The following is a 16,567-nucleotide window of genomic DNA, read 5'->3' as shown; positions in this document are numbered from 1 at the left end:
CCTCCGCTAGAGACATCCCGACACTGCCAGGGCCCGGTTAACCGATCGCCCCTGCTCGGCCTCGAGCCTTCGCGTCCACAGCTATTTCGGTTCGACGTCCGGACGGCCGCTGCCCGGCGATCCGGGCGGCGGGATGACGGGCGTCGTCCCCGGATCGGCCGGCGTGATGGTCCTGCCGGCTCCGCCAGCGGGGGGCGCCACCACGCCGTCGCTGCGTTCGAGCCGGTCGCTCAGGCTGCCGGTGGTATCGTCCGGCTTGCCTTCCAGCTTCTCGGGCACCGTGTGCTGCGGCGCCGGCATGTTGGGGTCTTTCGGCTGGGGCTGGACCGGGGTTTGAGCCGCGGCCCCGGCCACGAGGCCGAGACTCAGCGATCCCGCGAGAGCCGCGCGGGCGAACGGGCGAAACATGCGAACCTCCTCGCCGGGCCATGCCCGGCCTTCGGATGTCAACAGGCCCGTCGCCCAGGGGTTCCGGATCAGGCCGGCGTCGCGTCGGCCATGGCGAGATAGAGCTCGCGCAGCCGCTTCACGAGCGGACCCGGCTTGCCGTCTCCGACCGGATGGCCGTCGATCGTGACGACGGGCATGACGAGCGAGGTCGCGCTGGTGAGGAAGGCTTCGGCCGCGGCCTTGGCCTCCTCGACGGAGAAGGCGCGCTCCTCGACGCGGAGCTGCGCCTCTTCGGCGAGCCGCATGACCGTCTTGCGGGTGATGCCCGGAAGCAGCGCATTCGACAGCTGCCGCGTCACGATCGTGCCGTCCCGCGTGATGATGAAGGAGGTCGAGGATCCGCCCTCCGTCACCTTGCCGTCCTCGACCATCCACGCCTCGGCGACGCCGGCCTCGGCCGCCGCCTGCTTGGCGAGGACCTGGGCGAGCAACGCGACCGACTTGATGTCGCGGCGCTTCCAGCGGAGGTCCTCGACCGTGATCACGGCCGCGCCGGCCTCTGCGGCGGACGACGCGCGCATGGCCTTCTCCTGCGTGAACATCACGACGGTCGGCTCGACCCCCTTCGGGAAGGCGAAGTCGCGCTCGGCGACGCCGCGCGTCACCTGCATGTAGACGAGGCCCTCGCGCACGTTGTTGCGCTTGATGAGTTCCTTCTCGAGCTCGATCCACTGCGCCGTCGTGTAGGGGTTCTTGATGCTGATCTCTCCGAGCGAGCGCTCGAGCCGGGCGAGATGCGCCTCGTTGTCGATCAGCTTGCCGTCGATGACGGCCGAAACCTCGTAGATGCCGTCGGCGAACAGGAAGCCGCGATCCATGATCGGGATGCTCGCCTCCTCGTAGGGAACGAAGGAGCCATTGACGAACACGATACGGGACATGGGAACGATTCCTGGGAGCCTGAGGCCGGCAGAGGTGCCGGAGCCCGCGGGGGGATGCAAGTCCCGTGCGGCCGTGGCTCATTTGCGACGCATGCAACGGTCGGTGTGTCTTCGCTTGATGGATCACGCGCGATGGCGCGCTTCACGCATACTGATAGCGGAGGTCATGGTTCGCTCGATTTGAGTGTAAGACCATCGAGGATCGCGACAGGGCGGCCGCGTTCCGCTATCAGCCCAGGATCAAGGAGGAATGGGATGAGGTCGAGCTTTGCGCGGTCGGGTCTTCTGACGGCAGGACTATGCGCCGCCGTGGCTTTGTCCACGCCGGCCCTCGCGCAGGACAAGATCAAGGTCGGGCTGATCCTGACGCTCTCGGGTCCTGCCGCCGCGCTCGGTCAGCAGGCGCGCGCCGCCTTCGAGATGGCGCTGAAGGATCTCGGCGGAAAGCTCGGCGGCCGCGAGGTCGAACTCGTCGTGGCCGACGACGAACTGAAGCCGGACGTCGCCGTCACCAAGGTCAAGGGCCTCATCGATCGCGACAAGGTCGATGTCGTGGTCGGGCCGACCTTCTCGAACATCCTCGGCGCCATCGCGAAGCCGGTGACGGATGCGAAGGTCTTCCTGATCAGCCCGAATGCCGGCCCCTCGCCGCTCGCGGGCAAGGGTTGCAGCCCCTTCTTCTTCGCGACCTCCTACCAGAACGATCAGGTCCACCAGGTCTCGGGCAAGGTCGCCCAGTCGCGCGGCTACAAGACCCTGTATCTCCTCGCCCCGAACTACCAGGCCGGCAAGGATGCCATCGCCGGCGTCAAGCGCGACTACAAGGGGCAGATCGTCGAGGAATCCTACGTCCCGCTGAACACGCTCGATTTCCAGTCCGAACTCGCCAAGATCGCGGCGGCGAAGCCCGACGCCGTCTTCACCTTCATGCCCGGCGGCATGGGCGTAAACCTGATCAAGCAGTACAAGCAGGCCGGGCTCGCGGACCGCATCCCGCTGCTCTCCTCCTTCACCGTCGACGAATCGACGCTCCCCGCCCAGGGCGACGCGGCGCTCGGCATGTTCGCGGGCTCGAACTGGGCGCCCGATCTCGACAACCCGCAGAACAAGGCCTTCGTCGCCGCCTATGTCGCGCAGCAGAAGGCGGTGCCGGCGACCTACGCCTTCCAGGCCTACGACGCCGCTCTCCTGCTCGACGGGGCGCTCAAGGCGACCGGGGGCAAGACCGACGACAAGGAGGCGCTCCGGGCCGCCTTCCTCAAGGCCGATTTCACCTCGCTGCGCGGCGCCTTCAAGTTCAGCCGTAACGGCTTTCCGGTCCAGGATTTCTACCTGACGAAGGTCGGCAAGCGCCCGGACGGCAAGCTCGAGACGCAGATCGTCGAGAAGGTCTTCAGCGACTACGTGGATTCCTATCTGCCGGAATGCTCGATCAAGTGAGGGCGGTGCTCTCGGCCGAGGCGGTGGGCTCGAACCCTCCGCCTCGAGGGAAGGCTGGGGCCTGACGGCACCCTGACGGTCCCATGTCTTCCACCCTCCTCCTGATCCAGATCCTCAACGGCCTGCAATTCGGCGTGATCCTGTTCCTGATCGCGGCGGGGCTGACGCTCGTCTTCGGGGTGATGGACTTCATCAACCTCGCCCATGGCGTTCAGTACATGGTCGGGGCCTATCTGACGGCGGCCTTCGCCGCGGCGACGGGATCGTTCTGGCTCGGCCTCGCGCTCGCCCTGCCGGCGGCGCTCCTGATCGGGCTCGCGCTGGAACTCCTCGTCTTCCGCCACCTGTACGAGCGCTCCCATCTCGACCAGGTGCTTGCGACCTTCGGCGTGATCATCTTCCTGGGTGAGGCGGTGAGGATGGTCTGGGGCTCGGCCCCGATCGGCGTCGAGATGCCGGAGGCCTTGTCGGGCTCGATCGAGATCGCGCCGGGCCTGCTCTATCCGGTCTGGCGGCTCGTCATCATCGCGGCCGGGCTCGGCGTCGGGATCGGCCTGTACCTCACGGTCCATCACACGCGCATCGGCATGCTGATGCGGGCCGGCGCCTCGAACGCGCCGATGGTCTCGGCCTTGGGCGTCGATATCCGGCTGCTGTTCACGCTCGTCTTCGGCTTCGGCGCGATGCTGGCCGGCTTCGCCGGCGCGATGGTGGCGCCGATCCTCTCCGTCGAGCCCGGCATGGGCGACGGGATCCTGATCCTCGCCTTCGTCGTCATCGTGATCGGCGGGATCGGGTCGATCCGCGGCGCCTTCGTGGCCGCGCTCCTGATCGGGCTCGTCGATACGCTCGGCCGCTTCCTCGCGCCGATGCTGCTCCGCCTCCTGCTCGACCCCGCCGCCGCGAGCCAGACCGGGCGCGCCCTCGCCCCGATGCTCGTCTATATCCTCATGGCCGTGACGCTCTTCGTGCGCCCCGCCGGCCTCTTTCCCGCACGGCGCTGACCCGTGGCGCGCCGTCTTCGTCGCGAGTGGCTGCCGCTCGGCCTGTTCCTGGCGCTCGCGCTGGTGCCGGTGCTCGCGCCGCTCGGCCCGCAAAGCTTCATCCTCTCGCTGATGACGCGGATCGTGGTCGTGGCGCTCGCGGCTTTGTCGCTCGATCTGCTCATCGGGAAGGGTGGGCTCGTCAGCTTCGGCCATGCGGCCTGTCTCGGCATCGGCGCCTACGCGGTCGGGATCCTGTCCGCCGAAGGGGTGACGGACGGGGGTGCCCATCTCGCCGTCGCGATCGCGGCGGCGGCCTTCTTCGCGCTGGCGACGGGCGCGGTGGCGATGCGGACCGACGGCGTCCATTTCATCATGATCACCCTGGCCTTCGGCCAGATGCTGTACTTCCTGGCGACGGCCCTCTCGGCCTATGGCGGGGATGACGGCATCACGCTGCCGGGCAGGAGCACCGTCCTCGGGCGCGACGTACTCGCGAGCGACACGGTGCTCTATCTCGCGGCGCTCGGCGCCTTGCTCGCAGCCTATCTCCTCCTGCGGCGGATCGCGGCCTCGCGCTTCGGGCGGGTGCTGGAGGGCGCCCGCGACAACCCGGTGCGCATGGAAGCGATCGGCTTCCGGCCATTTCGCTTCCGCCTCGCCGCCTATCTGATCTCGGCGATGATCGCGGCCGTGGCCGGCGTCCTCCTCGCCAACCAGACCGGCTTCGTCAGCCCTGCCACCATGGCCTGGCAGCGCTCGGGCGAGCTCATCTTCATCGTCGTCCTCGGCGGGCTCGGTTCCCTTCATGGCGCCATCCTCGGCGCGATCGCCTTCATCCTGGCGGAGGAGCTCCTGTCGCACTGGAGCGAGCACTGGCGCATCGTCTTCGGCCCGCTCCTGATCCTCGCGGTGCTGTTCGCGCGCGGCGGGCTCGCGGGGCTCCTGACGAAGGGGGCACGGCCGTGACGGCGCTGCTTCGGGTCGAAGGGCTGTCGAAGAGCTATGGCGCGCTCCGTGTCACGGACGGGCTGTCGCTCTCGGTCGAGCCCGGCGAACTGCATGCCGTCATCGGCCCGAACGGGGCGGGCAAGACGACGCTCATCCACCAGATCTCCGGCATGACGCCGCCGGATGCCGGGCGCATCCTGTTCGCGGGCGAGGATGTCACGGGCCGCTCGATGGCCGGGCGCGCCCTCGCTGGGCTCGCCCGGTCCTTCCAGATCACCTCCATCCTGCCGCGCTTCAGCGCGCTCCAGAACGTCGCCCTTGCGGTGCAGGCCCGATCCGGGTCGAGCTTCCGCTTCCTCTCGCCGGTCGACGGCGAGGCGGCGTTGACCGGGCCCGCGCGCGACCTTCTGGCCCGGTTCGGCCTTGCCGAACGGGCGGAGATGCCGGCCGGCGCGCTGTCGCATGGCGAGAAGCGTCAGCTCGAACTTGCCATCGCCCTCGCGACCGCGCCGAAGCTGCTCCTTCTCGACGAACCGCTCGCGGGCACGAGCCATGCCGAATCGGCACGCATCGTCGAGATCCTTCGGGGTCTCACAGGCTCGGTCGCGATCCTTCTCGTCGAGCACGACATGGAGGCCGTCTTCGCCCTCGCCGACCGGGTCTCGGTCCTCGTCTATGGCCGCGTGATCGCGACTGGAGCGCCCGAGGCCATCCGCTCCAATCCCGAGGTCCGGGCGGCCTATCTCGGCGAGGAGGCCGCGTGAGCGCGCCGCTGCTCGAGATCGAGGCGCTGGAAGCGTCCTATGGGCCGGCGCAGGTGCTGTTCGGCATCGGCTTCTCGGTCGGTGCCGGGGAGGTGGTGGCCCTCCTCGGCCGCAACGGCATGGGCAAGACGACGACGATCCGCTCGATCATGGGGCTCCACCGGGACTGCCGGGGCCGCATCGCCTTCGACGGGCGCGTCGTCCTGGGCTCGCCCCCCTTCCGCATCGGCCAGGCCGGGATCGGATACGTGCCCGAGGGCCGCCAGGTCTTCCCGACCCTCACCGTGGAGGAGAACCTCGTCGCGACGGCCGCGATCCGTGCCGGGCGCGACCGCTGGCGGCTGCCGGAGGTCTATGCACTCTTCCCTCGTCTGGCCGAGCGTCGCCGCAATCTCGGCACGCAGCTCTCCGGCGGCGAACAGCAGATGCTGGCCGTCGGCCGCGCCCTGATGACGAATCCGAAGCTTCTGATCCTCGACGAGGCGACGGAAGGCCTCGCGCCGCTGGTTCGGGCCGAGATCTGGGCCGTGCTTCGCCGATTGCGGGCCGAGGGTCAGTCGATCCTCGTCGTCGATAAGAACGTCGACATCCTCACCGAACTCGCCGACCGGCACGTCGTGATCGAGAAGGGCCGCGTCGTCTGGACGGGCACCAGCGCGGAGTTGCGGACCTCACCGGAGGTGAAGGACCGCCATCTCCACATCTGACGGCGCGGAGCTTCGGACGGCTGGGTTCAGCCGCCGAACCCTTCGTCCGCCAAGGTCTTCTGGACGCCGGGGCGGGCCTTCATCCGGTCGAAATGCGCCGCGCAGTTCGGCGGCAGCGTGATCGCCATGCGGGCGGTCGCCCAGAACTCGACGTAGAACAGCGCGAAATCGGCGACCGAGAGCGGCCCGGCGATCCAGTCCTTCCCGGCCAGGGCCTTGTCCATGGTCTTGAGCCCGCCCTCGAAGATCTCGCGGCCGCGCGCCTTGACCGTCTCGTGGTCGGCTTCGCTCGGCGCGAAATTGCCGGGTCGCAGCATGCGGCTGAAACCCTGCATGTGGATGGTCGACACGACGTAGTCCATCGCCTCGAGGACCCGCGCCTCGCCGTCGGCATCCGACGGCAGGAGGCCCTTCTCGGGGCTGTTGCGGGCGAGCCAGACGGCGATGGCGGGAAACTCGGTGAGAACCGAGCCGTCGTCGCGCACGAGCGTCGGCACCTTGCCCTTGGGGTTCACGCTCGTGAAGCTGTCGGCCCGCGTGTCGCCGGACGGGATGCTGAGCCGCACGCCCTCGTAGGGCTTGCCGATCTCCTCGACGAGCGCGTGGATGCCGATCGAGCAGGCGCCCGGCGCATAATAGAGCTTCATGCTGTCCTCCGTGATGCGACCCGCCGCTGCGGGTTCGCGGGGATCGATCGAGAGGGGTTTCAGACGGTCTTGCGCTCGAGGATTTCGATCGAGACGTCGTCGGGGCCTCGGATGAAAGAGATGCGCAGGCCTGGCCGGAACTCGACCGGCTCCATCGTGAACTCGACGCCATGCGCCTTGAGGTCGGCGACGGCCGTATCGAGGTCGTCGACCTTGAGGCCGAAATGCTCGAGGCCGCGATGGGGCCGCGCCGCCGCGGGAGTCGTGCCGTCCGGGACGCGGTCGATGAAGATGTCGAGGGTGCCGATCCGGATCGCGACACGGAGCATCTTGTCGGTCTCGATCCGGTCGGCGACCTTTGCGCCGAGCCTGTCGACGTAGAACGTCGCGGCCTTGTCCGGATCGAGGCTGCGCAGGTGGATGTGGTCGAAGACCGGCTCGAAACTCGGCATCTCGCTGCGCTCCCCCTCTTATTCCGTCCGATTCACGGTGCGGCGGGCCGTTCGACAGAACCCGGCTTGAATCGAACTCCTTTGCCACTTACCGAGGCGCGGTGGGATCGTCAAAATCCGACCGCGTCCCGGCTCGGCCGACGGGCGGATGCGGAAAAAGGGGGCGTCAGTGAAGATCGGTTCGCCTAAGGAAGTGCTCGCGGGCGAGGCGCGCGTCGCCATGACGCCCGACAGCGCGGTGCAGCTTCGCAAACTGGGCTACGAATGCCTCGTCCAGGCCGGGGCGGGTGCCGCCGCCGGCTTCACCGACGACGCCTACCGCGCGGCGGGCGTCGAGGTCGTCGAGACGGCCGATGCCCTCTGGGAGGCCTCCGACATCGTCGCCAAGGTCCGGCCGCCGGAGACGTCGGAGGCCGAGCGCCTGAAGCCGGGCAAGACCCTGATCTCGTTCTTCTATCCGGCGCAGAGCAAGGATCTTCTCGATCTCTGCAAGGCGAAGGGCGCCAACGTCATCGCGATGGACATGGTGCCGCGGATCTCGCGCGCCCAGAAGATGGACGCCCTGTCGTCCATGGCCAACATCGCCGGCTATCGCGCGGTCATCGAGGCCGGCAACAATTTCGGCCGCTTCTTCACCGGCCAGATCACGGCCGCCGGGAAGGTGCCGCCGGCTAAGGTGCTGGTCGTAGGGGCCGGCGTCGCCGGTCTTGCCGCGATCGGCACGGCGACCTCGCTCGGCGCCGTCACCTATGCCTTCGACGTGCGGCCGGAGGTGGCCGAGCAGATCGAGTCGATGGGCGCTCAGTTCGTCTATCTCGACTTCAAGGATCAGCAGCAGGACGGGGCGGCGACCGGCGGCTATGCCGCGCCGTCGAGCCCGGAATTCCGCGAGGCGCAGCTCAAGAAGTTCCGTGAGCTCGCCCCGGAGATGGACATCGTCATCACGACGGCTCTGATCCCGGGCCGCGATGCGCCGGTCCTGTGGACGAAGGACATGGTCGAGGCGATGAAGCCCGGCTCGGTCATCATCGACCTCGCGGCGGAGCGCGGCGGCAATTGCGAGCTCACCGTCGCCGACCAGAAGATCGTGGCGCCGAACGGCGTGACGATCGTCGGCTATACGGATTTCCCGAGCCGGATGGCGGCCCAGTCCTCGACGCTCTACGCGACGAATGTCCGCCACATGATGACGGACCTGACGCCGGGCAAGGACGGCGCCGTCGTCCACAACATGGAGGACGACGTCATCCGCGGCGCGACGGTCGCCTTCCAGGGCGAGATCACATGGCCGCCGCCACCGCCCAAGGTCCAGGCGATCGCCGCGCAGAAGCCGGCGGCAAAGGCCAAGGAGCTGACGCCCGAGGAGAAGCGCGCCAAGGAAGCGGCCGCCTTCCGCGAGCAGACCCGGTTCCAGATCATGCTGCTCGGCATCGGCACCGTGCTGATGCTGCTCGTCGGCGCGGTCGCCCCGGCGAGCTTCATGAGCCATTTCATCGTCTTCGCCCTCGCCTGCTTCGTCGGCTTCCAGGTGATCTGGAACGTCTCGCACGCCCTGCACACGCCGCTGATGGCGGTGACGAACGCGATCAGCGGCATCATCCTGCTGGGCGCGCTCCTCCAGATCGGCTCCTCGGGCAAGCTCGTCGCCTTCCTCGCGGCGATCTCGATCCTCATCGCCTCGATCAACATCGTCGGCGGCTTCCTGGTCACGCGCCGGATGCTCGCCATGTTCCAGAAGTCCTGAGGAGGTCGCGGTGAGCGCTGGTATCGTATCCGCGGCCTATATCTCGGCCGCCATCCTCTTCATCCTGTCGCTTGGCGGCCTGTCCAACCAGGAGAGCGCCAAGCGCGCCGTCTGGTACGGCATCGCCGGCATGGCCCTCGCCGTCGTCGCGACGGTGTTCGGGCCGGGCGCCGGCAAGCTCTGGCTCGTCATCCTGATGTTCGCTGTCGCCGCCGTGATCGGCTGGCAGGTGGCGATCCGGGTGCAGATGACCGAAATGCCGCAGCTCGTCGCGGCCCTGCATTCCTTCGTCGGCCTCGCCGCCGTGCTGATCGGCTTCAACGCCCATCTCGAACTGATCGCAGTCCAGAGGCTCGACGTCTTCGCTCGTCAGGCGCTGACCGGCTTCGCCGGCGTCCTGGCGCACAAGACGGGTGTCGAGATCGCGATTCTGAAGGTCGAGGTCTTCCTCGGCGTCTTCATCGGTGCCGTCACCTTCACCGGCTCCGTGGTCGCCTTCGGCAAGCTCGCCGGCAAGGTGGACGGCAAGGCGAAGAAGCTGCCCGGCGGACACATGCTGAACGCGGGTGCGGCCGCGCTCTCGCTCCTGCTCCTGATCCTCTACGTGAACGGGGCCGGGATCTGGGCGCTCCTCCTGATGACGCTGCTCGCCTTCTTCATCGGCTACCACCTCATCATGGGCATCGGCGGCGCCGACATGCCCGTCGTCGTCTCGATGCTGAACAGCTATTCGGGCTGGGCGGCCGCAGCGATCGGCTTCACGCTCGGCAACGATCTCCTGATTGTCACCGGTGCCCTCGTCGGCTCCTCGGGCGCGATCCTCAGCTACATCATGTGCAAGGCGATGAACCGGTCGTTCGTCTCCGTCATCCTCGGCGGCTTCGGCAACACGACCGGCCCGGCGCAGGAGATCGAGGGCGAGCAGATCGCCATCGATGCCGACGGCGTCGCGACCGCGCTCAACGATGCGGACAGCGTCATCATCGTGCCCGGCTACGGCATGGCCGTGGCCCAGGCCCAGCAATCGGTGTCGGAGCTGACGCGGAAGCTGCGCGCGGCCGGCAAGGAGGTCCGCTTCGCGATCCACCCCGTCGCCGGCCGCCTGCCGGGGCACATGAACGTGCTCCTCGCCGAGGCCAAGGTGCCCTACGACATCGTGCTCGAGATGGACGAGATCAACGAGGACTTCCCCTCGACGGATGTCGTCATCGTCATCGGCTCGAACGACATCGTGAATCCGGCCGCGCAGGAGGATCCGAATTCCCCGATCGCCGGCATGCCCGTGCTGGAGGTGTGGAAGGCGAAGCAGGTCTTCGTCTCGAAGCGCGGCCAGGGCACGGGCTATTCGGGCATCGAGAACCCGCTCTTCTATAAGGAGAACACGCGGATGTTCTACGGCGACGCCAAGGCCTCGATCGACAAGCTGCTGCCGATGATCGGCTGAGGCATCGTCCCTCCGGCCGCGCGGCACGCCCGCGGCCGGAATGGCTCCGGCCTCGGGGTCAGGCGGGCTTGGTGTCCGGGAGCAGGCCCGGCCAGTAATGGCCGTCCTTCGTCGGGCGTTTGCCGAAGATGGCCTGACCGACGCGGACGATATCCGCTCCCTCTTCGATCGCGATCTCGAAATCGCCGGTCATGCCCATCGACAGGAGGTCGATGCCGCTACCCGGCTGGGTCTTCCGCAAGCCGTCCCTCACGGCCCGGAGGCGCCGGAAACAGGCCCGCACCTCGTCCGGTCCGCCGTCGAGGAGGGCGAGCGTCATGAGGCCCTTCGGCCGCAGGGCGGTGAACGGCTCGAGAGCCCGGACGAAGTGCTCGGCATCGTCCGGCGCGATGCCGTACTTGCTCTCTTCGTTCGAGGTGTTCACCTGGACGAAGACATCGAGGGTCCGTTTCGCGGCAACGAGATGATCGTTCAGGAGCGAGGCCAGCCGCAGGCTGTCGAGCGCCTGGAACTCGCTGGCGAAGGCGACCATGGCCTTCGCCTTGTTGGTCTGCAGATGGCCGATGACGCTCCAGGACACGCCGAGATCGGCGAGGTCCCTGGCCTTGCCGGCCGCCTCCTGGACCTTGTTCTCGCCGAGCGTCGTGAGCCCCAGTTCGACGGCGAGGCGAACCACGTCGGAGGGGACGGTCTTGCTGACCGGCAGCAGCCGGACCGAGGCGCGGGCACGCCCGCTCCTCGCGCATGCGGCGGCGATCCGCGTCTCGACCGCTTCCAGATTCCGGCGAAACCGCTCCCGGGGATCGTCCCCGAAACGGGTTCGGGTCTCGTCGCCAGGCATCACGCGCTCCGTCAGATTCCCTGGCCGCCCAGGGGCACGCCCCGGAACTCCGGATAGACCTGGGTGAAGATCGCGACGCGGGAGGGTTGGTTGAGATCGAGGAGGTACCACCGCCCGCCATCCATCATGGCGAGGGTGTTGGAGCGGCTCTCGATGTCCCGGCCGCCGGAACGAACGGTCGTCGCGGTGGGGATCAGGGCGTAGGGGGCGCCGCTCGGCGTGGCGCCGTAGCGGGCGCGCGCCAGATCCATGCGAAAGGCGCGCAGGACCGAGGGGTTCAAGGCCGCTCGCGTCTGCTCGATCATGGAGCGGCGAAGTGTGCCCGGGTCGATTCCGTGCTGGGCCGCGATATGCGCCACGATGCGCGGCGGGACGATGTCGATGATCGTCGGGATGGACTTGCGACGCATCGCGTCGTCGAAACGGCTCACGGTCCGGGCGAGGGCGCTCCGTTCGAGCCCCGACAGGTCGCGAGCCGCGGCCGGGACCATCGAGCCGGCCGTCAGCACCATGACGGCCAGGAGGATGGCGCCCTGTCGAAGCAGCCTCAGGCCGGTAAAGCCGCGCATTCCGCCCGGTCGTCGGCGGCTCAGTAGAGCAGCAGCATCAGCAGGAGGATCCCCAGGACGACCGCCGGAGCGCGCCAGGAGATCGTCTTCGAGGCGAGGCCGACCCCGGTCGCGATATGGGCGAGCAGGATCATGACGACGGCGGAGGGCCAAGCTTGCTTCAGGCTGCCGACGGCAAGTCCAACGACCACGGCGATGACGAAGACCGTCCCGACGATGCTGAAATGCATGAAGCCGTCATAGGTCCGCTCATGCGATTCCCCATCCATCTCCGGACGGTAGGCGGATGCCTGATCCAAGTTCCCGTGCGCCATCAGGCGGCTCCCCCTTTGCTGCTAGCGGCGTGTTACCCGAAGGCGCACCCGCTCGCAATCGGTCAAGGCGATGCTGCGATCCCGACCGCGGCCAGGGCGGCCGCCTGGCGGGCCGCGAGCGCATCGCGGTCGAAATGCTCGATCTCGGCCTGGAACATGCGGTGGAAGTTCAGCTCCGCATCGAGATGGAGGAACACGGCGCCGAGCCCGATGGCCGCGCGGTCCATGAAGACGAATTCGCGCGGGATGGTCACGGGCCCCTTCTCGCGGAGCGCCTGATGGACCCGGAACGCCTCGCGTCGCCCGTATTCGCCGGGTTTCACGCCGTCCGCGATGGTCCGCACGCGGTCCTCCAGGAGCGGGCCGTAGATGAAGCGCGCCCAGATGTTGAGGATGTCGACGAGCTCGTTCGTCAGCCGCTTGAAGCCCCACGTCTCGTAGGCATGCACGATCCGCTCGCGGTCGTCGTGCAGGAGGCCGAAATAGAGGTCGACGACGCCGGCCAGGAAGCGCGGCGGGAAGATGCGGATGCAGCCGTAATCGAGGAGATTGATCCCGGCCGCCTCACCGCCCTCCTCGAACACGGTGTAGTTGCCGAGATGCGGATCGCCGTGGATCACGCCGATCTGTCCGACGGGGTGCCACCAGGCCTTGAACATGGCGATGGCGAGCCGGTTCCGGATCGCGACCGGGGCCTCCTTGAAGCCGAGGATCTTGCGTCCCTCCAGCCAGTCGAGCGTCAGGAGGCGCTTCGTCGAGAGGTCGCCGTGGACGCCCGGGACCCGCACCTCGGGCACATGGGCGAGCAGGTTCGCATAAAGCCGGGCATGCTTCGCCTCGCGCTCGTAATCGAGCTCCTCCCGGATGCGGGCGCCGATCTCCTTGGCGATCTCGCGCGTGTCGATGACGCTGGTCAGGCGCCGATGGACGGCGAAGAGAAGATCGAGTTGGCGCAGATCCGCTTCGACGGCCGATTGCATGTCCGGATATTGCAGCTTCACCGCGAGCCCGGCGCCATCATGCGACGTGGCGCGGTGGACCTGGCCGAGCGAAGCGGCGGCGGCCGGCTTCAGGTCGAACGAGCCGAAGCGCGAGCGCCAGTCCGGCCCGAGTTCGCTCATCATGCGGCGCGTGACGAAGGCGGCGCCCATGGGCGGGGCCTCGCTCTGCAGCTTCTGGAGTTCGCTCGCATATTCGGGCGGAACGAGATCCGGCACCGTCGCGAGAAGCTGCGCGACCTTCATGATCGGCCCCTTCAGCCCGCCGAGCATCTGGGCGAGCGCGGCGGCGTCTGAGGCACCGGTCTTGTCGCGGCCGAGCAGCCGCTGCGTCGCAAGCCGCGCCGCGACCCCGCTGACGCCGGCTCCGACCCGCGCATAACGCGCCGCGCGGGCTGAAAAGCGGTTGGCTTCGCTGTCTTGGGCGTCGCGATCCTGGGGCATGAGATCCTTGCGGGAAATCGAGACTCGAAGATGGTGGTCCGAGGCGGGGATCACCAGCCTCCGGCGATCCCGTCACACGACGATGTTATCTTCGATCCATTGCGTCAGCCCGTCCTCGTCGATCTCGCCTGCGGCAAGGGCGAGCATCGCGACGGTCGCATCGGCCTTGCCCGGAGAGAAGCGAACGCCGTTGAGCCCCAGAAACATGAGGATCGCCGCGAACGCGATGCGCTTGTTGCCGTCGACGAAGCCGTGATTGCGCGACAAGCCGTAGCCGTAGGCGGCCGCGAGCGCAGACAGACGAGCCTCCCCGTAGGCCCATTTGTTGGGTGCGCGGGCAAGAGCGGATTCGAGCAGGCCGCGGTCCCGAATGCCGTCGCCGCCGCCGAAGATCGCGAGTTGCTCAGCATGAGCATCCATCACGATCTCGAGCGTCAGCCATTCAGGCTCGGTCATTTGGCCAAATCACGGAACGTCTCCGCGTAGTCCTTGAAGGCCTTCCGGGCGATGGCGAGAGCGCGGGCATGTTTCGGATCGTAGGGCGTCGCCTTGAAGCCGCGCTCCGGCTGATCGACGACATGCAGGACATCTCCGACTTCGAGCCGAAGGCGCGCCAGAAGTGACTTTGGCAAGATCAGACCGACGGAGTTGCCGATCTTCTTGATCTGCAGGACCTCCGCGTCGGCATCAAGGACATCGTCAGCCATGACGTCATCTCCGTTATACGGAGCGTATAACACGCATGGCGTCGTCCTGCACGTTCTTCGAGACGGCCGCCGCCGCCCTCGCCGCTGCGGCGCCCGTCGCGAAGCAGGCCTGGAGGAGGTAGCCGCCGGTCGGGGCGTCCCAGTCCAGCATCTCGCCGGCGACGAAGGTTCCCGGCCGGTCGCGCAGCATGAACGAGCCGTCGAGGGCATCGAGCGGAACGCCGCCGGCGCTGGAGATGGCGCGTTCGATCCCCGCCGTGCCGGTCACGCGCAGCGGGGCCGCTTTCACGAGGCCAGCGAGGGCGGCGGGGTCGGCCGGGATGTCCCGCCCGGCCGCCTCGCGCAGCAGGGCGATCGCGACGGGCGGAAGGCCTGCCGCCTTGCGCAGGAAGGTCGACATCGACTGCTTGCCGCGCGGACGCGACAGAGCACTCGCGAGCGCTTCGGTCGACAGGTCGGGGCGCAGGTCGAGCGCGAGGATCGCCTCGCCGTGCCGCTCCAGGGCCTCCCGGATGGGGGTCGACAGGGCGTACACGATCCCGCCCTCGAGGCCCTGTGCCGTCACGACCGCCTCGCCCCGCCGGACCGAGCCGCCAAGGGCTGCCGCGATCCGTTTCAGCGGTGCGCCTTCGAACCGCTCGAGGAACGGCGCGGACCAGCCGATCCGCAGGCCGACATTCGAAGGGCGCAGCGGCGCGACCGCGATTCCGGCCTGCTCCAGGATCGGCACCCAGCCGCCGTCGGAACCGAGGCGAGGCCAGCTCGCGCCGCCGAGGGCGAGGATCGTCGCGTCCGGCTTCGGCGCGGCGAGGGCGCCGCCCGGGGTTTCGAAGAGAAGCTCGCCTTCCGACGACCAGCCCGTCCAGCGGTGGCGTAGGGCGATCGAGACCCCGAGCCCGTCGAGCCGCCGCAGCCAGGCCCGCAGCAGCGGCGAAGCCTTCCAGGCGCGCGGAAAGACCCGGCCGCTCGATCCGACGAAGGTCTCGGCGCCGAGATCGTCCGCCCAGCGGCGCACCGCCTCCGGCGAAAAGGCCTCGATGGCGGGGCCGAGCCGCGGGGCCGCGGGTCCGTAGCGCGCGAGGAATGCCGGGACAGGTTCGGAATGGGTCAGGTTCAGGCCGCCCCGACCGGCCATCAGGAACTTGCGGCCGAGCGAGGGCATGGCGTCGTAGAGCGCGACCGCCGCTCCCCGCGATGCCGCGACCTCCGCCGCCATCAGGCCGGCCGGGCCGCCCCCGATGATCGCGACCGAGCGCGGCTGTCGTCCGAAGCCCGTCATGCCGCCGCTATGGCGTCGCTTCGGCGCCCGATGCAAGTCCGATGGACGCTCGATCGACTTGCGAGGCCGCTCGCCGCGACCTGCATCGGCCATCTTGCGCGGCGCGTCGCAACCGACTAAATGGAGGCAGATCAGCTCTGGTGTGGTGCGAAAGCACCTTGTCGGGAGCGGGCCCGAGAGGGTCCCGCTCTTTTTTATTGGCCGAACGGCTTCCCATGTCCGACGAGCACGAACCACGATTCCTTATCGAGACGGGCCTCGCGGCCCGGGTCGCCGCAGTGGCCGAGCGCGCGCTCGGCGATGTGGGGCTGCGCCTCGTCCGCGTGAAGATCCTGGCCGGTGGCACGCAGACCGTCCAGATCATGGCCGAACGTCCTGACGGCACCATGACGGTCGAGGATTGCGAGATCGCCTCCAAGTCGATCTCCCCGGCGCTCGACGTCGAGGATCCGGTGCCCGGCAACTACAATCTCGAAATCTCCTCGCCGGGGATCGACCGTCCGCTGGTGCGGGCGAGCGATTTCGAGCGCTGGGTGGGGCACGAGGCGAAGATCGAGCTGTCGCGGCCGCTCGAGGGTCGCAAGCGTTTCCGCGGCATCATCCGCGGGCTTGGCGACGACGCTGCCCTGATCGAATTGCCCGACCAGGACGGCGACGAGGTGGTCGCCGCTCTCGCCCTCGACGATATCGGCGAGGCCCGCCTCGTCCTGACCGACGAGTTGATCCGCGAGTCGCTTCGTCGAAGTAAGATCGAGGACGCGGAAGCGGACGAGATCGACGCCGAGGCAGGGGAGTCTCCCCCCGAGGCCGCCGAACAGGCAGGCATCGCGTCTCCGGCGAAGCCGGCCGCCGGCCGGGCCAAATCCGACGCTCCCAAAGCCAGGGCGAAACCGATTCGCGGACCCGGCCGCTTCGCGCGGCCGAAGCCGACACAGTCTTCAGAGGAGTAGGC

General features: G+C 68.4%; 19 protein-coding genes. 8 read left to right on the top strand and 11 right to left on the bottom strand.

Annotated elements, in window-relative coordinates; genetic code table 11:
* Window positions 1-81: 81 nt before the first annotated feature.
* Window positions 82-408, bottom strand: coding sequence for a hypothetical protein (locus EV668_RS20725; protein WP_133773730.1), 327 nt, complete (start codon window positions 406-408; stop codon window positions 82-84).
* Between the two features lie 68 nt (window positions 409-476).
* Window positions 477-1,331: a D-amino-acid transaminase gene (locus EV668_RS20720; protein ID WP_133773728.1), complete on the bottom strand. Its 855-nt coding sequence runs from the start codon at window positions 1,329-1,331 to the stop codon at window positions 477-479.
* A 255-nt stretch (window positions 1,332-1,586) separates the two neighbouring features.
* Between EV668_RS20720 and EV668_RS20715 the strand changes: the two genes are divergently transcribed.
* The 5 genes from EV668_RS20715 (at window position 1,587) to EV668_RS20695 (ending at window position 6,176) form a co-directional block, all read left to right on the top strand.
* Window positions 1,587-2,771, top strand: coding sequence for an ABC transporter substrate-binding protein (locus EV668_RS20715; protein ID WP_133773726.1), 1,185 nt, complete (start codon window positions 1,587-1,589; stop codon window positions 2,769-2,771).
* An 83-nt stretch (window positions 2,772-2,854) separates the two neighbouring features.
* Window positions 2,855-3,775: a branched-chain amino acid ABC transporter permease gene (locus EV668_RS20710; RefSeq protein WP_133773724.1), complete on the top strand. Its 921-nt coding sequence runs from the start codon at window positions 2,855-2,857 to the stop codon at window positions 3,773-3,775.
* A 3-nt stretch (window positions 3,776-3,778) separates the two neighbouring features.
* The gene (locus tag EV668_RS20705; protein WP_245513334.1) at window positions 3,779-4,723 is read left to right on the top strand and encodes a branched-chain amino acid ABC transporter permease; all 945 of its coding nucleotides are present in this window, start codon (window positions 3,779-3,781) and stop codon (window positions 4,721-4,723) included.
* Window positions 4,720-5,469: an ABC transporter ATP-binding protein gene (locus EV668_RS20700; protein ID WP_133773722.1), complete on the top strand. Its 750-nt coding sequence runs from the start codon at window positions 4,720-4,722 to the stop codon at window positions 5,467-5,469. The genes EV668_RS20705 and EV668_RS20700 overlap by 4 nt, the downstream gene beginning before the upstream one ends.
* 8 nt (window positions 5,470-5,477) lie before the next feature.
* Window positions 5,478-6,176, top strand: a complete 699-nt coding sequence (locus EV668_RS20695) for an ABC transporter ATP-binding protein (protein WP_133774212.1) — start codon at window positions 5,478-5,480, stop codon at window positions 6,174-6,176.
* 26 nt (window positions 6,177-6,202) lie between these two features.
* Here EV668_RS20695 and EV668_RS20690 read toward each other — a convergent pair whose 3' ends face one another.
* Entirely contained in the window at window positions 6,203-6,823 is a 621-nt protein-coding gene (locus tag EV668_RS20690) for a glutathione S-transferase family protein (RefSeq protein WP_133773720.1), read from the bottom strand.
* A gap of 59 nt (window positions 6,824-6,882) precedes the next feature.
* A complete protein-coding gene (locus EV668_RS20685) occupies window positions 6,883-7,275 on the bottom strand; it encodes a VOC family protein (protein WP_133773718.1) in 393 nt (130 codons plus the stop codon).
* 169 nt (window positions 7,276-7,444) lie between these two features.
* Between EV668_RS20685 and EV668_RS20680 the strand changes: the two genes are divergently transcribed.
* Complete coding sequence (locus EV668_RS20680) at window positions 7,445-9,019, top strand: Re/Si-specific NAD(P)(+) transhydrogenase subunit alpha (protein ID WP_133773716.1); 1,575 nt, start codon at window positions 7,445-7,447, stop codon at window positions 9,017-9,019.
* Window positions 9,020-9,029: 10 nt separating this feature from the next.
* The gene (gene pntB / locus EV668_RS20675) at window positions 9,030-10,463 is read left to right on the top strand and encodes a Re/Si-specific NAD(P)(+) transhydrogenase subunit beta (RefSeq protein WP_133773714.1); all 1,434 of its coding nucleotides are present in this window, start codon (window positions 9,030-9,032) and stop codon (window positions 10,461-10,463) included.
* Window positions 10,464-10,521: 58 nt separating this feature from the next.
* Here the strand turns inward: pntB and EV668_RS20670 are convergent, their stop codons facing one another.
* The 7 genes from EV668_RS20670 to EV668_RS20640 all read right to left on the bottom strand — a co-directional run bounded on the left by EV668_RS20670 (window position 10,522) and on the right by EV668_RS20640 (window position 15,615).
* Window positions 10,522-11,304: a YggS family pyridoxal phosphate-dependent enzyme gene (locus EV668_RS20670; protein WP_133773711.1), complete on the bottom strand. Its 783-nt coding sequence runs from the start codon at window positions 11,302-11,304 to the stop codon at window positions 10,522-10,524.
* Window positions 11,305-11,315: 11 nt separating this feature from the next.
* Complete coding sequence (locus EV668_RS20665; RefSeq protein WP_133773709.1) at window positions 11,316-11,873, bottom strand: hypothetical protein; 558 nt, start codon at window positions 11,871-11,873, stop codon at window positions 11,316-11,318.
* A gap of 20 nt (window positions 11,874-11,893) precedes the next feature.
* Complete coding sequence (locus tag EV668_RS20660; RefSeq protein WP_133773707.1) at window positions 11,894-12,187, bottom strand: aa3-type cytochrome c oxidase subunit IV; 294 nt, start codon at window positions 12,185-12,187, stop codon at window positions 11,894-11,896.
* Between the two features lie 62 nt (window positions 12,188-12,249).
* The gene (locus EV668_RS20655; RefSeq protein ID WP_133773705.1) at window positions 12,250-13,629 is read right to left on the bottom strand and encodes an ABC1 kinase family protein; all 1,380 of its coding nucleotides are present in this window, start codon (window positions 13,627-13,629) and stop codon (window positions 12,250-12,252) included.
* A gap of 72 nt (window positions 13,630-13,701) precedes the next feature.
* Window positions 13,702-14,085, bottom strand: coding sequence for a type II toxin-antitoxin system death-on-curing family toxin (locus EV668_RS20650; RefSeq protein WP_133773703.1), 384 nt, complete (start codon window positions 14,083-14,085; stop codon window positions 13,702-13,704).
* Window positions 14,082-14,336: an AbrB/MazE/SpoVT family DNA-binding domain-containing protein gene (locus EV668_RS20645; protein ID WP_133773701.1), complete on the bottom strand. Its 255-nt coding sequence runs from the start codon at window positions 14,334-14,336 to the stop codon at window positions 14,082-14,084. The genes EV668_RS20650 and EV668_RS20645 overlap by 4 nt, the downstream gene beginning before the upstream one ends.
* A 13-nt stretch (window positions 14,337-14,349) precedes the next feature.
* The gene (locus EV668_RS20640) at window positions 14,350-15,615 is read right to left on the bottom strand and encodes a BaiN/RdsA family NAD(P)/FAD-dependent oxidoreductase (RefSeq protein ID WP_133773699.1); all 1,266 of its coding nucleotides are present in this window, start codon (window positions 15,613-15,615) and stop codon (window positions 14,350-14,352) included.
* Between the two features lie 215 nt (window positions 15,616-15,830).
* Here EV668_RS20640 and rimP point away from each other — a divergent pair, with 215 nt between their 5' ends.
* On the top strand, window positions 15,831-16,565 hold the full coding sequence (rimP, locus tag EV668_RS20635) for a ribosome maturation factor RimP (protein WP_133773697.1): 735 nt from the start codon (window positions 15,831-15,833) through the stop codon (window positions 16,563-16,565).
* Window positions 16,566-16,567: the final 2 nt, after the last annotated feature.

This window comes from Enterovirga rhinocerotis (assembly GCF_004363955.1).
Lineage (GTDB): Bacteria > Pseudomonadota > Alphaproteobacteria > Rhizobiales > Beijerinckiaceae > Enterovirga > Enterovirga rhinocerotis.
This window is presented reverse-complemented; position numbering and strand designations above follow the sequence as displayed.

Coding starts and splice junctions, on each gene's coding strand:
- EV668_RS20670 (WP_133773711.1), bottom strand. CDS start 11,304: ATGCCTGGCGACGAGACCCGAACCCGTTTCGGGGACGATCCCCGGGAG.
- EV668_RS20640 (WP_133773699.1), bottom strand. CDS start 15,615: ATGACGGGCTTCGGACGACAGCCGCGCTCGGTCGCGATCATCGGGGGC.
- EV668_RS20660 (WP_133773707.1), bottom strand. CDS start 12,187: ATGGCGCACGGGAACTTGGATCAGGCATCCGCCTACCGTCCGGAGATG.
- EV668_RS20725 (WP_133773730.1), bottom strand. CDS start 408: ATGTTTCGCCCGTTCGCCCGCGCGGCTCTCGCGGGATCGCTGAGTCTC.
- EV668_RS20715 (WP_133773726.1), top strand. CDS start 1,587: ATGAGGTCGAGCTTTGCGCGGTCGGGTCTTCTGACGGCAGGACTATGC.
- rimP (WP_133773697.1), top strand. CDS start 15,831: ATGTCCGACGAGCACGAACCACGATTCCTTATCGAGACGGGCCTCGCG.
- EV668_RS20685 (WP_133773718.1), bottom strand. CDS start 7,275: ATGCCGAGTTTCGAGCCGGTCTTCGACCACATCCACCTGCGCAGCCTC.
- EV668_RS20655 (WP_133773705.1), bottom strand. CDS start 13,629: ATGCCCCAGGATCGCGACGCCCAAGACAGCGAAGCCAACCGCTTTTCA.
- EV668_RS20650 (WP_133773703.1), bottom strand. CDS start 14,085: ATGACCGAGCCTGAATGGCTGACGCTCGAGATCGTGATGGATGCTCAT.
- EV668_RS20710 (WP_133773724.1), top strand. CDS start 2,855: ATGTCTTCCACCCTCCTCCTGATCCAGATCCTCAACGGCCTGCAATTC.
- EV668_RS20720 (WP_133773728.1), bottom strand. CDS start 1,331: ATGTCCCGTATCGTGTTCGTCAATGGCTCCTTCGTTCCCTACGAGGAG.
- EV668_RS20665 (WP_133773709.1), bottom strand. CDS start 11,873: ATGCGCGGCTTTACCGGCCTGAGGCTGCTTCGACAGGGCGCCATCCTC.
- EV668_RS20645 (WP_133773701.1), bottom strand. CDS start 14,336: ATGGCTGACGATGTCCTTGATGCCGACGCGGAGGTCCTGCAGATCAAG.
- EV668_RS20690 (WP_133773720.1), bottom strand. CDS start 6,823: ATGAAGCTCTATTATGCGCCGGGCGCCTGCTCGATCGGCATCCACGCG.